This is a genomic window from Collinsella sp. AM41-2BH (assembly GCF_003468085.1).
Classification (GTDB): domain Bacteria; phylum Actinomycetota; class Coriobacteriia; order Coriobacteriales; family Coriobacteriaceae; genus Collinsella.
The window spans coordinates 13,656-36,296 of sequence record NZ_QSGH01000016.1; the positions used below are offsets into that span (position 1 = coordinate 13,656).

Sequence of the window (22,641 nt, forward strand, 5' to 3'; positions counted from 1 at the left end):
CCGCCCCAAGCGGATACGAGGTCCGTCTTACGCCTCAAGCGCGGCTTTGAACCAACTCGTAATACTCGTGGGGTGCGTAATGGCAGTGCCCACGACAACTGCCCAGGCGCCCGCATCAATCGCGGCGCGGGCCTCCTCAGGCGTGTGCACGCGACCCTCGCAGATGATGGGAAGGCCGGGAAACTCCTCGGTCGCCTGGCGCAGGAGCGGCAGATCGGGACCGTCGGCCATGGTGCAATCGATGGCGGCGACACCATGAGAAAGCGTGGTGGACACCAGGTCGAAGCCCATGTCGACAGCACGACGAATATCCTCGATGGTGGCACAGTCGGCCATCAGGAGCACGCCCTCCTCGTGCAGCGGACGGAAGGTGTCCTCAACGGTCTTGCCATCGGGACGTGGGCGATCAGTGGCGTCAATTGCCACGATGTCGGCACCGGCGGCAACGCAGGCGCGAGCATGACGCAGCGTCGGCGTGATGTAGACGCCCTCGTGTCCATCCTTCCACAAGCCGATGACGGGGACCTCGCAGCGGCCCTTAATGGCGGCGATGTCGGCAAGACCCTGGCAGCGAATAGCGGCAGCACCGCCAAGCTCGCAGGCGCGAGACATCTGAGCCATGGTTTCGGGCGTACGAAGCGGCTCGCCCATATACGCCTGAACGCTCACGACGAGCTTGCCCTTTAGGGACTGGATCAAAGGATCAACGGTCATGTTCGACTCAACCTTTCTCAAAACAGCCTTCTGAGACACCGCACCTTGACGTTCAAACCGTCGCTCGCGTACCGAAGTACGCTTCGCTCCTCTTTCACGTCAATCTGCGGCACCTCAGAAGGCGCACTTGGTAGTTATGTTTACTTCAACGACGCAAGAAGGTGTTCGGCGGCACCGATGAGCGGCGCGTCGCCCTCCAGAGAGCCGATGAGAATCGGCGTGTCCTGAAGCGGGTCGAGCGCCTGGCTGGCATAGCCCTCGTGCACCGAGTCCTTCCACGTCTGTGAACGCCAATCGGGGCCTTGGTGAATCACGCCGCCCGAAAGCACGATGACCTCAGGGTCCAGGATGTTAGCGAGCGAGCCCAGGCTGGCGCCCAGCGCAAAGCCGGCGTCATGAATGACCTCGGTCGCCTTTGCGTCGCCTGCGCGGCACAGGTCGTTCACGTCACGGCCGACCGAAGGACGGCTGGGGTCGACGCGGCCAAAACGCTCATCGTACATGCGCCCGATTGATGTTCCGGAAGCAACCGACTCCAGATGGCCGGAACGCCCGCAGGCGCAGGGAATGCCGGCGGCAGCCGAGCACTCGATGTGGCCCATATGGCCGGCAGCACCATGGAAGCCCTGCATCACGCGGCCGTTCTCGACATATGCGCCGCCGATGCCCGTACCGATGCCCAAACACAAGACGGAGAACTTGCCCTTGCCGACGCCCCAGTGGGCCTCGCCCAGAGCATGAGCCTGCACGTCGCCTACAACGGCAACGGGAAGGCCGAGGTCCTCGCGCAGACGCGGCCCCAACTGAACACCGGACCAGCCGGGCATAATCTCATTGGCATACGCGATGGCGCCCGTCTTGGGGTCGACGACACCGGCAGCGCCGATGCCAACTCCGAGGACCTCGACATCGGGATTTGCCTCAAGAGCTGCCTTGATAGACGCCTCGATGCGCTGGAAGACTGCTTCGCCACCCTCCTGGGCCTCGGTGGGAACCTCAGCCTCAAAAACGGGATGGGGCACACCGCCGTCAGCCGGATACTCCATGATGGCAGTCGCGATCTTAGTTCCGCCGATATCGACAGAGCAGACGTACTTGTTCTCCATGTCGTTCTCCTTCGGAGACAAAAACAACTACAGGAAATGCGCCGTCAGGCTAGCCGTCACAGCGCGGTAAAGGTTTTCCAGGTGCCCGAGATCGCCGAGAAACCGTGCGGCCATTGACCTAATGGGTCATGGCCGCACGGTTGAACGGCGAGGTCGGGTGCCTGGGAAAGCTTTAAAGGAGACCGTTGTCCTGGAGGACCTTGCGAATCGCCTCGACGTTCTCACCGGTCATGGCCTTCACCGGGCGCGGCATGGTCGGGCTGTCGAAGATGCCCATGAGGTTCATAGCGGTCTTGAAGGCGCCGACGCCACCGGCATAGCCCTGGACGCCCGAGGTGACATCCCAGATGTGCGAAATCTCATTGAGGCGATCCTGCTCGGCCTTGACGGTAGCCCAGTCACCAGCCTGAGCGGCCTTCCACTGACGAACGTAGCCCTCGGGCTCAACGTTGGCGAGACCCGGGACAGAGCCGTCGGCGCCACCGAGGTAAGCGCCGTCGACAACAACCTCGTGACCGGTGAGGATGCTCATCGGATGGCCGTTCTTTTCGTTCTCCTGAACGAGGTAGCGGAACGAGATGTCATCACCCGAGGAATCCTTGACGCCAGCAAGGACGCCCTCGGCGCCGAGCTTGGCAAGAAGCTTCCAGGGAAGCTTGGTGTGGACGCACACGGGGATGTCGTAGGCGAAGATGGGCAGGTCGAGTTCCTCGTGAAGGATGCGGAAGTGCTCCTCGACCTCGGTCATGCCCTGCAGGGCATAGAACGGGCAGGTGGCGACGAGCGCATCGGCGCCCAGCTCCTGAGCGACCTTGCCGTGCTCGATCATGCGCTCGGTCTCGGTGTCGATGATGCCGACCAGAACGGGAACGCGGTGGTCGACGATACGAACGGCCTCTGCGACAATCTGGCGACGGCGCTCGTCGGTGGAGAAGACGACCTCGCCCGAGGAGCCCAGGAAGAACAGGCCATCGACGCCGGCATCGATCATGCGGTTGATGCTGCGCTCAAAGGAGGCAACGTCGAGCTGGTGGTCTTCGGTATCGGGAACAACGACGGGAGGGATAACGCCGGTGAATTTCTGAGTTGCCACAAGAATCTCCTTAGTTGTCTGGCGGGCAGCCCTATGCCGCCCACTCTTGTTGGCGGTGTCCAGGCCGTCTAGGCCAAAGAACACGGGTAGAACGTTTGGTTAAAGAAGTCGACGACTTCGTTTTCGAACGCATTGATGCGCTCGTGAGCGTATTTGGCATAGATGATATGCCTCCGGTCACACTCAAGACCGTTGAATACGGCAAACTGACCCTTGGGATCACTCACGGTATCCATGAGCGATGTGCCCATGAGCACCGAGCCACGAACCCGAGGCGACAGCGTCTCGAGACCGCTGGGAAGCGGATTGGCAAGCGCCGTGCAGGCAAGGCCCCGCTCGTCCAGAGCAGAAACCGCCAGCGCGACACCGCCGCCAAGGCCCTCGCCCCATGCAAAGATGCGGTCGGGATCCATGCCATCAAGGTTGCGCGCAACCTTCGCCAACGCGCAGCCCCAACGGACACGCTCGACAAAAGCAGGCGAGGTAATCCCCTGCTGCAGATCGTTGGATCCAATAGTCTCATCGTCCAGCGCGAGGACGGCATACCCCATGGCGACAAATCTCGTCATGTGATGCCAGCCGCGCACGGGTCGGTCGATGTCGTGAAACATCAGGCATAGTGGCACAAGCTCGGATGCCCGGTCACGACCAACAGGCTCAATCAAACGGCCGTGCACGACATACCCGCCGAGCTCAAAGGAAACCTCGGAGTAGCGCGCGCACGGATTTGCGAAATCAATCGCCGTAACGGTCAGCCCGCAAACCTCAAGGTCCGAAGCGGCTGTCTCCAACTCGGAAACATCCGCAGAAGCATCGCCGCGCCAATCCCGGAAATCAGAGAGCCTTGACGAAACCGTCCCAGCAATTCCCGCAAGCTCGGGGACAATCAGCTCATCGATATTGCTCTCGCACTTAGACATGAGCCTCCCCTCCCTTGCAGAAAAACGGAATGATCAGATCGTCAAAATCCTGAATCTCCTCGTGACCGAAGCCTTCAAAGAACTCATGACGCTTTTCGCAGGTCAGGTTGTTGTAGACTGCAAACTGCGTCGCCGGCGGACAGACGATATCGGCTGTGCCCGTGCCAAACAGCACGGGGCATTTGACCATGGGGGCAAAGTTCTTGGAATCGAAGTACGCCAGCTTGGCATAGGCTTCGTCGATACGAGTCGAGTCCTCGTCAAACCAGCGAGACCAATAGCGCAGGCCCTCGTAGGCGATGTCGTCGGCATCCAAATCCCAGACCAGGCGGAAATCCGACAGGAAGGGATAGAGGATGGCGGCGCGATTGATAAGCTCGCTATTAAGCGCACAGGTCGCTATACCCAAACCGCCGCCCTGCGACGCGCCGTTCACAAACACACGGGCAAGATCGATGCCCTCGAGCTCGCGAACAATACGGCACAGAATGCGAATATCTTGGTGCAAGCGGACATAGTAGAGGTTGGCCGGGTCACCGTCGATACCGGCGACGATATGGCCCGCGACCGTTGTGCCCTCAAATCCGCCAATGTCCTCGGACGGACCTCCTTGACCAGGACAATCGAGAGCAATGAGCGCCATGCCCATGCCCGCAAACGATGCCTGCTCAAACCAGCTGCGACTCGCACCTGGATATCCATGGAACTGAAGTACCAATGGCATGGGCTCGTCCGAGACAGGTTTAAGGTACTTGGCGTGCAGGCGAGCGCCACACATGCCGGTATACCAGAGATCGAAAAGCTGGCAGGTCACGGCATCGGTGACCGATGCCGCCTCGATCGCATAGTCAAGCCCGACGGCGTCAGCCTCGGCCATGCGATCCTTCCAAAAGAGATCGAAATCTGATGGACGGGGCATGGCGCCTCGATATTCACCAAATTGCTGTTGTAGCTCCTGAGCACTTGGCATGGCTCGTGAACCCAACCTTTCGAAATCGCAACGGAGGTGCGCCCGGCAAGGGAACCGGGCGCACGGGAGGGAAAGCGAGGCTACTCGCCGAGCTTGGGATGCAGCAGCGACGGCGCAGCGCCGAGCAGCATCTTGGTGTAGGGGTCCTGAGGGTGCTGGAAGACCTGCTTGGCCTCGCCCTGCTCGACGATCTTGCCGCCATTCATAACGATGATGTCGTCAGAGATATAGCGGACCGTCTGGATGTCATGGCTAATGAACACCATGGCCAGGCCGAGCTCCTTCTTAAGGTCGGTCAGCAGGTTCAGAATCTGCGCGCGGACCGAAACGTCCAGAGCCGAGGTGGGCTCGTCGGCGATGATGGCATCGGGGTTCAGCGACAGGGCACGGGCAATTGCCACGCGCTGGCGCTGGCCGCCCGAAAGCTGGCCGGGAAGAACCTCGGCGGCGGAGCTGGGCAGGCCGGTGAGCTCCAAGAGCTCCTTGACGCGCTTCTCCTGCTCGGCCTCGGTACCCAGGTTGTGGACGCGCATGGGGTCGAGCAGTTGCTCGCGAACGACCATGCGGGGATTGAGCGCCGTGGCCGGGTTCTGGAACACGACCGAGATGACGCGACCCATGTGGCGACGGTCCTCGGCGGTACGTTTGGTAACGTCCTTGCCCTTAAAGTAGACCTTGCCGCTCGTGGGGGCCTGCAGGCCGCACATGACGTTAGCCGTGGTGGACTTTCCGCAACCAGACTCGCCGACGATGCCGATGGTCTGTCCGGGCATGAGCTTAATCGTTACACCCTGGACGGCGTGAACCAGGTTGGGGTGCAGAATCGAGCCGGTACGGGTCCTAAAGGTGACGTGGACGTCATCAAGGAAGATGATCGGCTCGACGCCGTTGACTGCGGTCTCGCTCATCTACATCACCTCCGCGTGAGGGGTCAAACCATTTGCCTTGAGCACCTCGTCGGGGAGCTCGGAATAGAAGTGCTCGGTGCCGGGCACGCGCTTGAAGACCGGACGGGTGTCCAGGCCAATGCGCGGATGACTCGAGCGGGGTGCGAAGCGATCGCCCTTGGGGAAATCGCGCGGGCTCGGAACGGCGCCGGGCACCTGGTGCAGGCGGCCCGAACCGCTCTCGATGGACAGGACGGAGCCCAGAAGACCGCGAGTGTACTCGTGGATCGGGTTGGTGAGCAGCTCCTTGGTGGGCGCCTGCTCGATAACCTGGCCGGCGTACATAACCGTGATGTTATGGGCGACCTCGGCGACCAGTGCCAGGTCGTGCGAAACGAAGATCATGGCAAAGCCGAGCTTGGCCTGAAGGTCGTTAAGCAGCTTGATGACCTGCTTCTGGACGGTAACGTCCAGAGCGGTCGTGGGCTCGTCGCAGATGACCAGCTTGGGGTCGCGGGTAAGGGCCATAGCGATCAGAACGCGCTGACGCTGACCACCGGAAAGCTCATGCGGATAGCTCTCGAGCGTACGCTTGGGGTCGAGGCCCACGAGCTCCAGGAGCTCCTCGGCGCTACGGGTGCCGCCGCGCTTGGTGAGCTGCTTCATCTGGGCGGAAATGAGCATGGAGGGGTTGAGCGAGGACAGGGCGTCCTGATAGACCATGGCGATATCGGTACCGCGCAGGCCGAACCACTCCTTCTTGCTCATCTTGAGCAGATCGCGGCCCTCCCAGAGAACCTCACCAGAAAGGTGCTCGTCATCGTCGGTCAGGCCCATGATGGCCAGCGTGGTGATGGACTTACCGCAGCCGGACTCGCCCACCAGGCCCATGGTCTGACCAGGACGGACGTCAAAGTTGACATGGTCGACGACGTTGATATCGCCGTGATGCTCAAACTGAATGCAGAAGTCACGGACCGAGAGAATCGGTTCGACAGACTCGTCGGGCACATGGCGATCGTCACGCTTGAGCTCGACATCGCGCAGGGCGCCAAGGCGAGCGGAGAGGGACTGGGCCTGCTCCTTGTAGGCGCGAACGGGGTCGGAGACCAGCAGGTCGGCCTCGCGACGCTTGGAGGAATCGGTCGGATCCAGGGCGGCGGAGGGAGCAGCGGCCATGGCGTCGGTAATGCCCTCGGAGAGGATGTTGAGCGCCAGGCAGGTGATCATGATGGCCAGGCCCGGGAACAGCGCCTGCCACCAACGGCCGGCGAGCACGCCGCCGCGGGCGTCGGCGAGGATGTTGCCCCAGGTAGCGGTGGGCTCCTGGATACCAGCGCCGATGAAGGTCAGCGAGGCCTCGAAGATGATGGCGTCGGCGACCAGGGTAACGGTGAAGACCATGATCGGGGCGATGCAGTTACGCAGAACATGCTTGATCAAAATCCACGGAGCCTTGGCGCCGGAAACGATGACCGCGCGGACATAGTCCTCGCCGTACTCGGACACGATGTTGGCGCGCACGATACGGGCAATCTGCGGAGTGTACATAAAGCCGATGGCGAAGATGATCGACGGCACGGAGTTGCCCAGGATGGAGACGAAGACGGCCGCGAGGGCGATGCCCGGGATGGACATGATGATGTCCAGGATACGCATGATCGTCTCGGAAACGGCCTTGCGCGAAACCGCCGCAAGGGCGCCCACGACCGAGCCGCAGACCAGAGCCATGGCAGTGGCGCCAAAGCCGATAATCAGCGAGTAACGACCACCGTAGAGCATGCGCGACAGAATGTCGCGACCCTTATCGTCGGTACCGAAGATAAATCCGTTGCCGGGAGCCTGGCGAGCCGTAAAAATCTCGACCGGGCTATAGGGGGCAAGAAGGGGCGCCAGAATCGCAGTCAGGGCGACCAGCACCAACACGACGGCGGCAATCTTAGAAGACAGCGTCATCTTCTTCCAGCCACCGAGCTTGAGCCCCTTGGAGGCAGCCTTCTCGAGCTGCTCGGTTTGCTTCTCTCGAATCTTTACCATAATCTACACCGTCCTGATGCGCGGGTTGATGAGCAGGTAGAGCATGTCAACCACGATGTTGATGATGATGAAGGCAAGAGCAACGACGATAACGACGCCCTGAACCAGGTTCGCCTCGTTGCCCTGAACGCCCTGCAGAATCGCGGTGCCCATGCCGGGGAGGTTGAAGATAACCTCGATGACGACGGCGCCGCCCATGAGGTAACCGATCTTAAGACCGAGGGTGGTGACCGGGGTGATCAGCGCATTGCGAAGAACGTTGATGCCGACGACGACCTTCTCGGGAACGCCGGCGCCGCGAGCCATACGGACATAATCCTTATCGAGCTCCTCGACCATGGCGGTACGCACGATACGAGTCATCTGGCCCGTCAGCGGAAATGCCAAGGCGATAGCGGGCATGATCATACGTCCCAGATAGCCAGCCGGATTCGTGGTGAAGTGAGGCAGAGCACCCGATGCCGGAAGCACCTTAAGGTAGGAAGAGAACAGCAGGATCAACAGAACGGCAAGCCAGAACGACGGGGTTGCCAAGCCGGCGATGGAAAAGACGCGGATCACTTGGTCCGGCCATTTGTCGCGATACAGTGCCGCGATGACGCCGAGTAAAAACGAAACGACCGCACCGATGGCAAGGCCGATGAAGGTCAGCTGCATCGTGACGGGCAGGGCCGTGGAGATGCGCTTGGCAACGGAGTTGCGAGCAGCACCATAGGTGCCCATGTCGCCATGGATCAAATCGCCCATATAGCGCACGTAGCGCACAGGCCAGGGGTCGTCCAGACCATACTTCTCATGGTACTCGGCAACCGCCTCGGGCGAGGCACCGTCACCCAACGCCGTGTAGGCGGGGTCGGTCTTGGAGAACGACATAAGGAAGAACACCAGGACGGTGACGCCCAATGCCATGATCGGCAGCGCCACAAGACGCCTTCCAATCAAACGTAGCAAGTTGTTCACGTTCTCTCCCCTTTCTTTTGTCGGTAGGACCAACTGGTATATGAGTACGGATACTCATTACAAGACCCGAGCGACATCGAGGTCGCCCGGGTCTTTGTTTCAACTATGAGGATACGGTCCCAACGACCGACATCCTGCATACAGACTCAAGCGAGTCTTACGCCTTGACGGTCGCAACGCCCCTGAAGGACATGCTCGTCGTGCCGATGCCCTTGAAGCCATCGAGGGCCTCGCCGTTGGGCGCAGTGGACGGATCGTCCCAGGAAGCGGAGACGGTCTTGACGTGGACAACGGGGTACAGAACGGCGTTGTCGGCAATGATGTCGAAGCACTCGTTCCACTTCTTCTGCTGCTCATCGCCCTCAGCGGCAAGAGCCTCGTCCATGAGACCGTGGAGCTTCTGCCACTCAGCGGACTCCTTCCACGGGCAACGGGTCTGCATCCAGACGTTGTCGCCGTACCACCAGTTGAGCAGCAGGTCGGGGTCGGCGCCGAAGCAGGAAGGATCGCCAGGGGCAAGGAGGATATCGTAGGCCTCGCCGCCGTCGATGGCAGCGTAGGTGGCCGGCGAGGTATCGGTCTGGATGGTCACATCGAAGCCGAGAGCGTCGAGGTCATTCTTGACCTGGGCGGCCATGCCCTTAATCTGCTCGTTGTCGGTGGTGCGCAGGGTGATGGCACCCGGGGTGATGCCAGACTCCTCGATGAGCTTCTTAGCCTTCTTGGCGTCGGTCTTGTACACCGTGGAAGCCTCATGATAGTTGGTGAAGCTCTTGGGCAGGTAGCAGCTGGCAGCGGTGGCAAGGCCGGCGAAGGTGTTGCTGACCATCTTCTCGGTGTCGAGCGCATACATGACAGCCTGACGGACCTTGACGTTGTTCCAAGGCTCCTTGGCGACGTTGAACATGATGAAGCGGGTGCCGAAACCCTGAACGTTATCGATCTTGCAGCCGGCGCTCTCGAGCTGGTCGACGGCGTCAGCGGTAACGAGCTCCATAACGAGCGTGGAGCCCTCCTGCTGAGCGGTAACGCGAGCGGTGGGGTCGGTCAGGATGCTGTACTGGATCTTCTTATCCTCGGCAGCATACTCACCGTTGTACTCGGGGTTGGGAACCAGGGTGATCTCGGTATCGGAGATAGAGTCGTACATCCAGGGGCCGGAGCCGATCGGCTGCTTGGCGCGATCCTCCTCGGTCTGGGTGGCCGGGGTAACGCGGACGATGGCCAGACGATCCTTGAGCAGGGAGAAGTTGGGGACCTTGGTCTTGACCGTCACGGTGCTGGCGTCCTTGGCCTCGATGGACTCGAAGGGCTGGAAGAACGGAGCATAGGTAGCGGAAGCGGCGCAAGCGGTGTAGGAGGCAACGACATCGTCAGCGGTGACCTCGGTGCCATCGGAGAACTTGGCGCCCTTGCGGATGGTGACCTCGAAAGTGGTGTCGTCCACAGACTTGGGATCGTCGGTGGCGAGCTCTTTGAAGGTGCTGTAGTCGTGGTAATCGATGCCGTAGAGGCCCTCGACGACGTGCCAGTTAGCACCCAGGCCCACAGCGGAGCCGGTGCTGGCGGGATCGAAGCTGGACGGAGCGTAAGCGGAACCAGCGGTGATCACGCCGCCGCCACGGTTGGCGGAATCGGTGGAACCGGAAGCGGAACCCTCGTCGCTAGAGCTGCCACCGCAGCCGGTGAGACCAAGCCCTGCGACAGCAGCGACGCTGCCGGTGAGGCCGAGGAACGAACGCCTGGACATACCCTTGTTGATGATGGCCATGTCTTCTCCTATCAATAGAGAATCTTACCCGGGAGCGCCTAGACGTGCCCCCGCGCAACTTGCGGACGATATATACCTTACCTACCGACGAACCCAACTGAGGTGCCGCGCTCGGCGACCGATACATACATACGCTTGAACGGTATTTGCTACCGTTCACCGAATTCATTGACAAACGATTCGCCAGACAGTATGTATCGACGAGGTGAGATATCAGTCTTCGTCAACCCGCAGGATAGCAGGGTTGTTCACCATGGCTAGTCAAACGTTTTAGCGTTAATTAAACCCGAAATCGGCTGGTAATCGCCGTGAAATAAATGATTGAAAATCACGCAATCATGTATATCAGTTGTTTAGAGGCGTGTTTAGTTTTCGGATTGCTTTGCCGCCGCCTCGGCGCGCTCGGCATTCCATGCAACGAGCGCCTCGTGAACCGCTTTGGCGACATCGGCAGGAATGCCTCGAACTTCCGCGATCTCTTGCTCGCTCGCCGCGCGCAAACGCTTCATCGAGCCAAAATGGCGCATAAGGGCACGTTTTCTGGTGGGTCCCACGCCTGGAACGTCATCGAGTACCGAAACCGTCATGGCTTTATCGCGCAATTCGCGATGGAACGTGATGGCAAAACGGTGCGATTCATCGCGCACCTGTTTAATTAGATAGAGCGACGCGGACCCGGTCGGCAGCACGACGGGAGTCTCGTCCCAAGGCACGAAAACCTCCTCATCGGCCTTTGCCAAGCCACAAACTGGTATATCGAGCCCAAGAGCCTCAAGTTGCTTCATCGCAGCGGTCAATTGCGGCTTACCGCCATCGACAACGAGCAAATCGGGGCGCGAGCCAAAGCGCTCGTCGGCCATGCGCTCGGGAGCATAACGTCGTCCCAAAACCTCGGACATCGACACGAAGTCGTTTGCCTCGTCCAATTCGGCCTGAATTTTAAAACGACGATACTGACTCTTGTCGGCGCGCCCGTTGGTAAACACCACCATCGAGGCGACCGTAAAGGTGCCATGCAGTGTAGAGATATCGAAGCACTCGATACGCAACGGCGGCGATGGCAGCGCCAACGCACTTTCGAGCTCCAGGAGCGCTTGATTGGTGCGGTCGTCAGCGTACCCCGTTCGCATCATGTAGCGCATGAGGGCATGGCGCGCATTTTTGGATGCCATATCGAGCAGACGGTGCTTTTCGCCACGCTGCGGCCTATGGAGATGGCAGGAACGCTCACGCTTGCCCGCAAGCCACTCCCCCAGCGCTTCCGCATCCTCAAGCTCGACGGAAAGGTTGACCTCAGCTGGAATATCAGCCGTCTCGTCGTAATAGCGCTTAAGAAAGCCCGACTGGAGCTCTTCCTCGTCAACATCAAGACCCTTGTCGAGAATGAACTCGCAGGTGCGAACAGTTCGGCCCTCGCGAACGACGAAGACGCAAGCGGCGGAGATGGTCTCCTCGCGATAGAAACCGATGACATCTATATCGACACTGGAGGGAAAAACGACTTGCTGACGATCGTCCAGACCCCTGATGACCTCCAAACGACGTTTGACGCGTGCCGCGCGCTCAAAGTCGAGCGCCTCAGCGGCATCCGTCATCTCGGAGGTCAGCTCATCGACGACATCCTTGCGATGGCCCGACAAAAAGCGCTCGACACGCTTGACGTTCTTGGCATAGTCTGCCGGGGAAATCGCGCCGACACACGCACCCGGGCCGCGCCCGACATGGTAGTCAAAGCAGGGGCGCCCGTTTTGCGCGCAAATCATATTGACGATGTCTTCCTCGCCCTTGTGGGACTCGACGATACGGCGACAACGACGCCACTCCGCACAGGATGCGGAGCAGATGGGGATAACCTTGCGCAGCGTATCTATCGTCTCACGTGCCGCGCGGCTATCGGTATAAGGTCCAAAATAGCGCGTTCCCGGCTTATGACGCTCACGCGTGTATTTGATAGCGGGATACAGGTCGCCCTTTGTAATGGCGATAAAGGGGTAGCTCTTGTCATCCTTGAGGTCGACGTTAAAGTACGGATGGTACTGACCAATCAAATTGCGCTCGAGCACCAACGCCTCGTGCTCGGTCTCCACCACGATATAGTCAAAGCTCGCCACCAGCTGCATCATCAGCGGGATCTTCTGGCGCTCGTCCTGCAGCGTCACGTACTGACGCATACGGGCGCGCAGGTTTTTCGCCTTGCCCACGTAGATGACATCGCCCTTGGCATCCTTCCAAAGGTAGCATCCGGGCTGCGTGGGAACGCGCGAAACCTGCTCGGCAAGCGTTGGAATGTTGTCGTGACCGGCCACGCGCACCTACTTGCGACGAAGCAGCGCCGAGACCTCGGGCATCTTAAGGACGACGGCAAGGCCAAAGGTAACAGCAAGCGAGACGACACCCGCAACGCAAACATAGCCAAGAGTAATCAGAATCGAGCCGCCAAGTGCCCCGACAAAGTGTTCAAGCGCCCACATGACGCCGGCGCCTGCGGCAGCACCCAGGCCACCGAGCAAAAGGCCAAAGAAACCGCCATGTAGGATAGATTTGACCTGAAGGCCACGCAGGCGACGACGCAGCCACCGCAGCGAACAGCCGACCAAGATCACGTAGTCGACGACATACGAAAGCGCGATTGCCGGCATACCGAAGCCCAGCACAACGCCAAACAGCAGAACCGAGCCGGCCTGGCCGATGGCGGAATACAGGCAATAGCGGCTATAGGGCTTCATGTCGAGCAAGGCAGAGAAGCTCTTCTGCATCAACACGACCACGCCGTAGAGCGGCAGCGAGAACGCCAGGTAGACAAGGAACTCGGACACCAGCGCCACGCCGGATTCATCGAACTTGCCGGCACAGTAAATCATGTTGAGCGGACGCGCGAAGACAATCAGGTACAGCGCAAACGGAATCAGGAAGAACAGCATCTGGGCGACGCCACGCGAAATGCCCGTGCGAACGCTGTCGTAATCCTTCTCCTGTGCGTCGTGAGAGAGCTCGGTATAGAGCGCCGTCGAAAGCGAGGCGGCAATCAGCGCGTAGGGCAGCGTGTACCACAGGCGCGCATAGGCGATGACGGAAGGACCAGTCTCGGGCTGGACCACCAGCGCAGCAGCGTTGGTGATAGAAGTCGAGACAAACATGCACACCGTGGCGAGCAGCGTCGGGATACCGAGCGCAATCGTCTGGCGCAGTGCGGGGTCCTTAAAGTCGATATGGATATGGGGATGCACGCCGTGCTTGCCAAGCGCGGGGATCTGACATGCCATCTGAACAAAGACACCGAGGGTCGTACCGGCCGCAATCAAGATGATGCCGGCACGTTCGCCAAACTGTGCGGACACGGGCGCAAAGCCCATAAAGCTCGCAATGACGATCACATTGTTGAGGACCGGGGCAAACGTCGACCAGAAGTAGTCGCGGTGTGCGTTGAGGACGCCCGAAAACACCGAGCCCAAACCATAAAACAGAATCTGGATGGCAAAGAAACGGAACATGAACGCAGCGGTATCCATGCTGCCGCCGTCACCCGAAAGGAACGATTGCGTCCAGATAAAGCCCGGGGCGAACACGGTCCCCAGCAACGAAATGCCACCCAGCACCAATAGCAGAATACCGAGCAGGTTGCCCACGTACTCGTTAGAGGCCTCGCGACCCTGCTCACGCCTCACGCCCATGTACACGGGCAAAAACGCCGTCACGAGCATGCCGCCCATCACGAGTTCGTAGAGCATATTGGGCAGGTTGTTGGCGACCTGATAGGAAGACGAGAGCAGCGACATGCCGATAGCGGCCGCCATTGCCCACGTGCGGATAAAACCGGTGACGCGAGACACGATGGTCAGGATGGTCATAAGCCCGGCGGAACGACCAACCGTGGAGTAGTCCGACGAGCCCATGTCGTCAGTGTCGTCTCGCGACGAAGAAGCTTCGGATGAGGGTGTCTGAGGCGCAGATTCTTTTGCAAAATGAGCTCCGCACTTCAATTCTTCCTGCGGCATCGCTCAGTCCTCTCTCGTAATCGGGGCGACCGTCGCCCCGCAAAATGCAATTAAATCATCAGGTGCAAGCTCAAGCTGATAACCACGCTTGCCTCCCGAAATAAAAATGGTATCCCAAAGGACACATGTCTCATCAATGAGCGTCCGGTAGCGTTTTTTCATACCGACCGGACTGCAGCCGCCGCGAACGTAGCCAGTCGCCGCAAGCAAATCCTTCACATGCATCATGGCCAAGGACTTCTCCCCCGCGGCACGCGCGGCGGACTTTAGATCGAGCTCGTCGGCAACAGGGATGCAGCACACGACGTGGTCGTTGGACGGCGTCACGCAGACCAAGGTCTTAAATCCTTGTCCGGGCTCCTCGCCAAGCTGCTCCGAAATCGCGACCCCCAGGCCCGCCGACTCATCACCATCGTCTTCGTACGTATGTAGAACATAGGAAATGCCGGCGCTTTCCAGCTCGCGCATCGCATTGGTTTTTGGCGTCTTTACAGCCTTTGCCATGGCATATCCTTTCCCTCGCATTCGGACGCAAGGATTAAGTATATGTCCAATTCGGCTGCATACGTCACTTCGACACAGCAAGCGCCATCGAATCACAAGGAGTCGATGGCGCCCATAAACTGAATCGCCTATTTATTGAGCATCAAGTTGAGCCTGACGCTCCCGGTCACGCCTGAGCAACGGCGCCAAAAACTTGCCCGTATAACTCTGCGGACAGTCCGCAACCTGCTCCGGTGTGCCCGAAACCACGACGGTTCCGCCGCCGTTACCGCCCTCGGGGCCCATATCGATCAGGCGGTCGGCAACCTTGATGACATCAAGGTTGTGTTCAATCACCAGCACCGTGTTGCCCGCATCGACCAAGCGCTGCAGCACATCGAGCAGCTGGCGGACGTCCTCAAAATGAAGGCCGGTCGTCGGCTCATCCAAAATATAGAACGTCTTGCCCGTCTGGCGTCGATGAAGCTCCTTGGCGAGCTTCACACGCTGCGCCTCGCCGCCCGAGAGCGTCGTAGCGGGCTGGCCCAGGCTCACGTAGCCCAAGCCTACATCGTACAGCGTCTGGAGCTTGCGCTTAATCTGCGGGATATTCCCAAAGAAGGCCAGTGCCTCGGTGACGCTCATGTCGAGCACGTCCGAGATGGTCTTACCACGGTAGGTGACCTCAAGCGTCTCGCGGTTATAGCGTTTGCCGCCGCAGACCTCACAGGGGACATAGATATCGGGAAGGAAGTGCATCTCGATCTTAATTTGTCCGTCGCCCTTGCATGCTTCGCAGCGACCGCCGCTCACGTTAAAGGAGAAACGTCCCGGCGAGTAGCCGCGCGCCTTCGACTCCGGCGTACTCGCAAACAGCGCGCGAAGATCATCCCACAGGCCAATGTACGTAGCAGGGTTGGAACGCGGCGTGCGGCCAATCGGCGACTGGTCGATATCGATAACCTTATCGATACACTCGATGCCCTCGATTTTCTTATACGGACCCACAGGGCGCGTCGAACGGTGAATGGCATTCGTAAGGGCAGGTGCGATAGTGTCGGTAACCAGGGAGCTCTTACCCGATCCCGACACGCCGGTAACGACCGTAAGCGTACCAAACTCGATCTTGGCGGTAACGTTTTTGAGGTTGTTGGCGCGGGCGCCCGTGATCTTAAGGCAGCCGCGACCGGGCTTGCGGCGCTCATCGGGAACCCGGATCATTCGTTTGCCGGTCAGATAAGCGCCCGTCATCGACTCGGGACACGCCATGATATCGGCAGGCGTTCCCGCCGCGACTACGTGTCCGCCGTTCACGCCCGCGCCGGGGCCCATGTCGATCACATAGTCGGCAGCACGAATCGTATCCTCATCATGCTCGACGACGATGACGGTATTGCCGATATCGCGTAGGCGCTCAAGCGTCTTGATCAGGCGCTCGTTATCGCGCTGATGGAGGCCAATCGATGGCTCGTCCAAAATGTACAGGACACCCATGAGGCCGGCGCCGATCTGCGTTGCCAGGCGAATGCGCTGGGCCTCGCCTCCGGAAAGCGTCGCCGAGGCACGATCGAGGGTCAGATAGTCGAGTCCGACATCGACCAGAAAACGCAGGCGCTCCAGGATTTCCTTGACGATGCGTCCGCCGATAAACTGTTGGCGCTCGGTGAGTTCCAGGCCCTCAAAAAACTCGAGCGACTCACGGCACGACAGACAACAAACCTCGTAAATGGACTTGCCGCCCACGGTGACGGCGAGCATCTCGGGGCGCAAACGAGCGCCGTGGCAGCTCGAGCACGGCTCCTCGCGGATGTACTTCTCCAAGCGCGCCTTGGTGTTCTCATTCGTCGTCTCGGTATAGCGCTCGTACAGGATATTGCGCACACCCGAGAACTTGGTGTCCCACTGGCTGCGGCGCCCATCGAGCTTTTGATAGTCGACCGAAATCTTCTGGTCGCCCATGCCGTCTAAAAACGCACGACACACCCGCGGAGGCAGATCCTCCCACGGCGTATCGACGCTCACCTTAAAGTGTTTGCAGACCGCAGCGAAAATCTGCGGATAGTAGTTAGAGTTGCCAAACAGGCTGCCAAAGACCCCGTCGGCGATCGACTTCGAGGGGTCTTCGATTAGGGCCTCGGCATCGACCGTCTTCTTAAAGCCCAGGCCATCGCACTCGGGGCACGCGCCATAGGGCGCGTTGAACGAGAAATCACGCGGCTGCAGGTCATCGATGGAGTGTCCATGCTCCGGGCACGCTAACGCCAGCGAATACTCCAGCAACTCGCCTTCGGTCCCCTCGGGAGCGTCGCGGTCGGGCAGCAAGTATACGTTCACATTGCCGTGCGCCAGCGCAGTCGCCTGTTCAACGGACTCGGCAATACGGCCCACCGAGTTCTCGCGAATCACGATGCGGTCGACCACGACCTCGATATCGTGCTTGAATTTCTTATCCAAATCGATAGGGGCATCAAGCGAGCGAACCTCGCCGTCGACACGCGCGCGGCTAAAGCCCTCGGCGCGAAGGTCCTCAAACAGCTTGGTGTACTCGCCTTTTCGCCCGCGCACCACCGGTGCCAGCACAAACGCGCGGCGGCCCTCCCCCGCCGCCAGGACCTTATCGGCGACCTGGTCGGTCGTCTGGCGCTCAATGACGCGGCCGCATTCGGGACAGTGCGGGGTGCCCACACGGGCGAACAGCAGACGCAGATAGTCATAAATCTCGGTTACGGTGCCAACCGTCGAGCGAGGGTTTTTAGATGTCGTCTTTTGGTCGATCGACACCGCCGGCGAAAGGCCGTCGATTGAATCCAAGTCGGGTTTGTCCATCTGGCCCAAGAACTGGCGCGCATAACTCGAAAGGCTCTCGACGTATCGACGCTGGCCCTCGGCATAGATAGTGTCGAATGCCAGCGAACTCTTGCCCGAGCCAGAAAGACCGGTAATGACCACGAGTTGGTCACGCGGAATGGAAACATCGATATCACGGAGGTTGTGCTCACGAGCGCCGCGAATAACGATAGAGGAATCAGACATGGAAGCTCCTTGCCTCCTATTGCATCGAATCATACTGCCGATGAGTTTAGCGCACTCGACGCGCACAGATGTTCGTAATACAAGATTCGCAGACCTTTAGCTTTGCGTATCGGGCGCTTTGTTTCTCGAAATGCCGTGGAAAGGTTACAGTAATCTAATACTGAACTTAATTTGCTGTACCAGAGGAACGTCCATGACCGAAGATATCCCCCTTGAAATCACTTCGAGCGACATGGCCAATCTGCCCATATTCATCGCCGTCCTTATCGTGGCCGCCGTCGTCGTGCGCGTGTATTTTTCAATCAAACGCAACGAAAAGCCACCCATTGCCCGCGTCTTTTGGTGCGCGACGCTCCTCGTCCCGCTCGGCGTGGTAGCTGCATGGATTACGAATCAATTGCTCGTAAATGAGGGCAGCTCCCTATGGATCCTTTCTTATTCGGCGCTCGGTGCTGTCGCCGTCATGCTTCTTGTCGAGCCCTTGGTTTCGGGACTTATCGACCAAACCGACCTTGCGACGGGAACGGTTGCCTGTATTTGCCGTGACATCCTTGTCATCGCCGCTGTTTCAGCGCTCTCGTTCGTTTCACTCGAAATTGCCTGCAACGAAACGTTCTATCGCATTCCCGCCAACTCATTCGGGTTTTCCGTCGGGCTGCTCGCGACGGTTCTGCTCTCCCTTTATTTGCTGGGACAGCGTCATGGAGGCGTCATGGCTCTCGTGCCCGTCGTCTGCTGCATCCTTGGCATTGCCGAGCACTTCGTCATAACGTTTAAAGGCGAAGCCATCCTGCCAAGCGATATCTTGGCCCTTGGCACCGCAATGGAAGTCAGCGAGGGATACGAGTTTACCTTTACCGCCGGAATCGTAACCTCTCTCGCCCTGCTGGAGATTTCCCTGGGGCTTCTTTCGCTCATCCGACCGCGAAAGCTCCGTACGCCCACCCATGTCTTCCCCGCTATCGCCGCTAACCTCTGTGCTTTTCTGCTAGTGACCGTTGTGGGGCTCTCAGGCTTTTCCAACATCGACTTGGAGCAGGCGCTGGATTTTGGATTTGACCGTTGGCAGCCCATCACCACGTATGCGTCTCAGGGTTTTATCACTTCGTTCACCGAAATGGTCAACGAGTTGTCCATTGAGAAGCCCGAAGACTATACGCCCGATGAGGCGCAGAGCATCGAGCAGGAGCTCGCCGCCGTCTACGACAGCACATATGGCTCGAGCGAACAGCGCGCGGCGGCCGTTGCCCAGTTCAATGAAATCAAGCCGACGATTGTTGCCGTCATGAACGAGAGTTTTAGCGACCTTTCGTGCTTTGAGCAGCTCCAGGCGGCCGGGTACTCCGGCCCCGCATTCTACAACTCGCTTCCCGACACACTTGTTCGCGGCACCATGCTCGCTTCGGTCGCCGGTGGCGGAACGGCGAACTCCGAATTCGAATTTTTGACCGGAGCGACAACGGCCTTTGTCGGATTAGGCAAGATCCCCTATCAGCTGTATCAGATGAATGGCGTAAACAGCCTGGCAAAGGACCTTAAAGAGCTTGGGTATACCACTACCGCTATGCACCCGCAAAACCCCGTCAACTACCATCGAGATAAAATCTATCAGCAGCTGGGCTTTGGAGACTTTCTTTCAATCGGCGATTTCGAAGGTGCGCCCTATTACCATGCCGGCGTATGCGACTACGCCACCTACGACAAGATACTCGACCTGCTTAGAACCGACGAAGCGCCGCAGTTCATCTTTGACGTCACGATGCAAAATCACGGCGGCTACGACTATGGCACCGTTCCCGCCGAAGAGCTGACAAACTATTGGGTCGAGGGAGCCAGCGAGGGCGCCAACAGCGCGCTCAACACCTATCTCACCTGCATCAACGCATCCGACCGGGACCTCGAGTACTTTATCAACGAGCTCCGCAACATCGGCAGACCGGTTGTTCTTGTCTTTTTTGGCGACCATCAGCCGAGCGCCGCAACGACTCTCAACGACGAGCTGTACCCTCAGGAAGATACGGCAAGCCACGCTTTCCGTATCTATCAGTCGACATATCTCGTCTGGGCTAACTATGAGATCGCCGGCAATACCGAGCTCAACGTCTACGACACCGTCGGGGCAAACGAGATTGCAGCCATTACCCTTAATAAGATCGGCGCCCCGCTCACCAATTACCAAAAGGCCCTGCTTGCGACAAGGTCAGATGTGCCCACCATCAATGTCGCCGGCTATCTCGGTGCCGACGGGCTGCGCTACGACTTGGAATCGGAAGACAGCCCCTACGCCTCGACGATCGACAAGCTGCAGCGCATGCAATACCTCGAGTTCGCCAGCAAAGTTCAGTAAGCCCGCCCATTCGCTTGGGCCCATCGTATTGCAAGCACGCTCGGCCCAAACGCATCGCAAATGACTCCCGCTCGCAAACGAGGGTACAATGACGCTCGTGTCACATCGCGGGGCCCCGGCCCCAGCATATACAAAGGAGTCATACATGGGTTGCGAACACGCACAGGCCGCCGGCGGACAAACGTCGCCGTCGCAATTTGAGGAGAACACGCTGTCCGAGGTCAAGCGCGTCATCGCCGTGCTTTCCGGCAAGGGCGGTGTCGGCAAGTCATTTGTCACCGGTGCCATCGCCACCGAGCTTGCCCGTCACGGCCACAAGGTCGGCGTCCTCGATGCCGACATCACCGGTCCCTCTATCCCCAAGATGTTCGGTATGAGTGGACGCCACGTCCATGCCCTTGGCAACCTTATGCTGCCCGAAATCTCCGAGCACGGCGTCAAGGTCATGAGCTCCAACCTGCTGCTCCAAAACGAGACCGACCCCGTCCTTTGGCGCGGTCCGGTCATCGCAGGCGCCATTAGGCAGTTCTGGAGCGAGACCTCGTGGGGCCCCATCGACTACCTGCTGGTCGACATGCCTCCGGGAACAGGCGACGTCGCGCTCACCGTCTTCCAGTCGCTGCCGGTCGACGGCATCGTCATCGTCACGAGCCCGCAGGATCTGGTCTCGATGATCGTCGCCAAGGCGGTCAACATGGCCGAGAAGATGAACGTCCCCATTCTGGGCATTGTCGAGAACATGAGCTATATTGAGTGCCCCGACTGCGGCAAGAAGATCGAGGTCTTTGGCAAGAGCAAGCTCCCCGAGGTCGCAGAGCGCTATAACCTCGACATCTTGGGCCAGCTTCCCATTAATCCGGCACTCGCCGAGGCCTGCGATAAGGGCGAGGTCGAGACCGCGCTGCCCGATGGCATGTTGCCCAAGGCGGTCTCTGCCGTCGAGGCTATTACCCCGCACGAGACCGACGAGGCCTAAGTGAACGCGAGCGCCCTCTATGACGTCTTGGTAATCGGCGGCGGGGCTTCAGGCCTCGCCGCCGCCATTACGGCCGCACGCGCTGGCAAAAGCGTCTGCATCGTTGAGCGCGATGTCGCCTGCGGCCTTAAGCTCCTTGCGACCGGTAACGGCCGCTGCAACCTCTCCAACGAATCGATCGATCCTCAGCGGTATAACCACCCAGCATTCGTCACATCCGTCATGGGCCCCCAGCCCGAACAAGAGCTTATGGGTTTCTTCTCCTCGCTGGGCATCATGACAACCTCCGAGGAAGGCCGGCTGTACCCGCGCTCCCTTCGCGCCGAATCGGTGCGCGACGCGCTTCTCAGCGTTTGCGACCGCCTAGGTATCACCTTAATCTGCGGAGCCAACGTTGCCTCGGCGCACAAAGCTTCCGAAGGCTGGGCACTCCAAATAGACCGTCCAGCGCGGGCACTCAAGGCAAAAAAGCACGACGACCGAAAATCGGAGCTCCGCTCGCTTCGGAAAGCGCTCGCCGATGTCCCTCGCAAGAACGAGGCCCTGCAGGCACATGCCGTAATTATCGCCACGGGCGGCAACCCCACCGGTATCGCCGATACGTTTAGCCTCCCCCTCACTTCACTGCGCCCCATCCTCTGCCCCGTATCGGCAACGGTCGTTGGCGATCGGGCGGCATTCAAGACGTTGGATGGCCTGCGCGTCCGTGCCCGCTTGACGCTCGCCCGCAATCATAATGAGCTCTGGCACGAAGACGGTGAAGTGCTGTTTCGAACCTTCGGTATCTCGGGTGTCGCTGTCTTCAACCTCTCTCGTCGTATCCAGCACGGCGATACGATCCTGCTCGACGTTTTCCCCGACCTCTCCAAAGACGAGCTGCTCGATACGCTCAACCGACGCGTTGAACTGCTCGGCCGCTTTTCACCCCGCGATCCCCGTTGGCTCGACGGCATGCTCGCCCCGCAACTCTCCCGCGTCGTCTGCACAGCGTTCGAGCAGTGCCATCCAGGCTCCAACGATGTCATCCACCTGGTCTCGATCCTCAAACACTTTAAGTTGCTCGTCGAGGGAACAGCCGAGGAGCGCTCAGCACAGGTCACGCGTGGTGGCATATTTGTCGAGAGCATCTCAACACCCAGCCTACGCGCGCGCAGCGTTGTCGACGCCCCGCTTTACGTCTGCGGTGAAGCGCTCGACATCGACGCCGATTGCGGAGGCTTTAACCTTGCGTGGGCCTGGATCTCGGGCATTCGCGCTGCAAGCAGCCTGTAGCCGCGCAGTCTATAATCAAAAACGCATTCGGGCCGTCTGGGATACCGGACGGCCTCTTTCTTGCCTCTAAGGAGACC

The 22,641-nt window shown here is 59.5% G+C and carries 16 protein-coding genes; 3 read left to right on the plus strand and 13 right to left on the minus strand.

Annotation, left to right across the window (positions count from 1 at the left end; all coding sequences use genetic code 11):
• Positions 1 to 27 precede the first annotated feature (27 nt).
• The 13 genes from DW899_RS08290 to uvrA all read right to left on the minus strand — a co-directional run bounded on the left by DW899_RS08290 (position 28) and on the right by uvrA (position 17,969).
• Positions 28 to 714, minus strand: a complete 687-nt coding sequence (locus DW899_RS08290) for an N-acetylmannosamine-6-phosphate 2-epimerase (RefSeq protein ID WP_022094877.1) — start codon at positions 712 to 714, stop codon at positions 28 to 30.
• Positions 715 to 854: 140 nt separating this feature from the next.
• Complete coding sequence (locus DW899_RS08295) at positions 855 to 1,820, minus strand: ROK family protein (RefSeq protein ID WP_006236155.1); 966 nt, start codon at positions 1,818 to 1,820, stop codon at positions 855 to 857.
• A 172-nt stretch (positions 1,821 to 1,992) separates the two neighbouring features.
• Positions 1,993 to 2,913, minus strand: a complete 921-nt coding sequence (locus DW899_RS08300) for a dihydrodipicolinate synthase family protein (RefSeq protein WP_040359998.1) — start codon at positions 2,911 to 2,913, stop codon at positions 1,993 to 1,995.
• Positions 2,914 to 2,981: 68 nt separating this feature from the next.
• Positions 2,982 to 3,833, minus strand: a complete 852-nt coding sequence (locus DW899_RS08305) for an acetylxylan esterase (RefSeq protein WP_117800627.1) — start codon at positions 3,831 to 3,833, stop codon at positions 2,982 to 2,984.
• Positions 3,826 to 4,803 (minus strand): acetylxylan esterase, encoded by a 978-nt coding sequence (locus tag DW899_RS08310; RefSeq protein WP_117800629.1) that lies wholly within the window; start codon positions 4,801 to 4,803, stop codon positions 3,826 to 3,828. Before DW899_RS08310 ends, DW899_RS08305 begins: the two co-directional genes overlap by 8 nt.
• A gap of 80 nt (positions 4,804 to 4,883) precedes the next feature.
• Positions 4,884 to 5,711: an ABC transporter ATP-binding protein gene (locus DW899_RS08315; protein WP_006236159.1), complete on the minus strand. Its 828-nt coding sequence runs from the start codon at positions 5,709 to 5,711 to the stop codon at positions 4,884 to 4,886.
• Positions 5,712 to 7,727: a dipeptide/oligopeptide/nickel ABC transporter permease/ATP-binding protein gene (locus DW899_RS08320; RefSeq protein ID WP_035138893.1), complete on the minus strand. Its 2,016-nt coding sequence runs from the start codon at positions 7,725 to 7,727 to the stop codon at positions 5,712 to 5,714. It abuts the gene before it with no gap.
• A 3-nt stretch (positions 7,728 to 7,730) separates the two neighbouring features.
• On the minus strand, positions 7,731 to 8,687 hold the full coding sequence (locus DW899_RS08325) for an ABC transporter permease (protein WP_055251823.1): 957 nt from the start codon (positions 8,685 to 8,687) through the stop codon (positions 7,731 to 7,733).
• A 157-nt stretch (positions 8,688 to 8,844) separates the two neighbouring features.
• Positions 8,845 to 10,458: an ABC transporter substrate-binding protein gene (locus DW899_RS08330; protein WP_117655648.1), complete on the minus strand. Its 1,614-nt coding sequence runs from the start codon at positions 10,456 to 10,458 to the stop codon at positions 8,845 to 8,847.
• A 365-nt stretch (positions 10,459 to 10,823) separates the two neighbouring features.
• Positions 10,824 to 12,764, minus strand: a complete 1,941-nt coding sequence (gene uvrC / locus DW899_RS08335) for an excinuclease ABC subunit UvrC (protein ID WP_369832170.1) — start codon at positions 12,762 to 12,764, stop codon at positions 10,824 to 10,826.
• Between the two features lie 6 nt (positions 12,765 to 12,770).
• Complete coding sequence (gene murJ / locus DW899_RS08340) at positions 12,771 to 14,351, minus strand: murein biosynthesis integral membrane protein MurJ (protein WP_117800630.1); 1,581 nt, start codon at positions 14,349 to 14,351, stop codon at positions 12,771 to 12,773.
• Positions 14,352 to 14,456: 105 nt separating this feature from the next.
• Positions 14,457 to 14,957, minus strand: coding sequence for a Cys-tRNA(Pro) deacylase (gene ybaK / locus DW899_RS08345; RefSeq protein ID WP_089573609.1), 501 nt, complete (start codon positions 14,955 to 14,957; stop codon positions 14,457 to 14,459).
• Between the two features lie 132 nt (positions 14,958 to 15,089).
• A complete protein-coding gene (uvrA, locus tag DW899_RS08350) occupies positions 15,090 to 17,969 on the minus strand; it encodes an excinuclease ABC subunit UvrA (protein ID WP_117800632.1) in 2,880 nt (959 codons plus the stop codon).
• A 193-nt stretch (positions 17,970 to 18,162) separates the two neighbouring features.
• Here uvrA and DW899_RS08355 point away from each other — a divergent pair, with 193 nt between their 5' ends.
• The 3 genes from DW899_RS08355 to DW899_RS08365 all read left to right on the plus strand — a co-directional run bounded on the left by DW899_RS08355 (position 18,163) and on the right by DW899_RS08365 (position 22,564).
• Complete coding sequence (locus DW899_RS08355; protein ID WP_158566602.1) at positions 18,163 to 20,316, plus strand: LTA synthase family protein; 2,154 nt, start codon at positions 18,163 to 18,165, stop codon at positions 20,314 to 20,316.
• Between the two features lie 145 nt (positions 20,317 to 20,461).
• Entirely contained in the window at positions 20,462 to 21,292 is an 831-nt protein-coding gene (locus tag DW899_RS08360; RefSeq protein WP_022094864.1) for an Mrp/NBP35 family ATP-binding protein, read from the plus strand.
• Positions 21,293 to 22,564 (plus strand): NAD(P)/FAD-dependent oxidoreductase, encoded by a 1,272-nt coding sequence (locus tag DW899_RS08365; protein ID WP_117786307.1) that lies wholly within the window; start codon positions 21,293 to 21,295, stop codon positions 22,562 to 22,564. It abuts the gene before it with no gap.
• Positions 22,565 to 22,641: the final 77 nt, after the last annotated feature.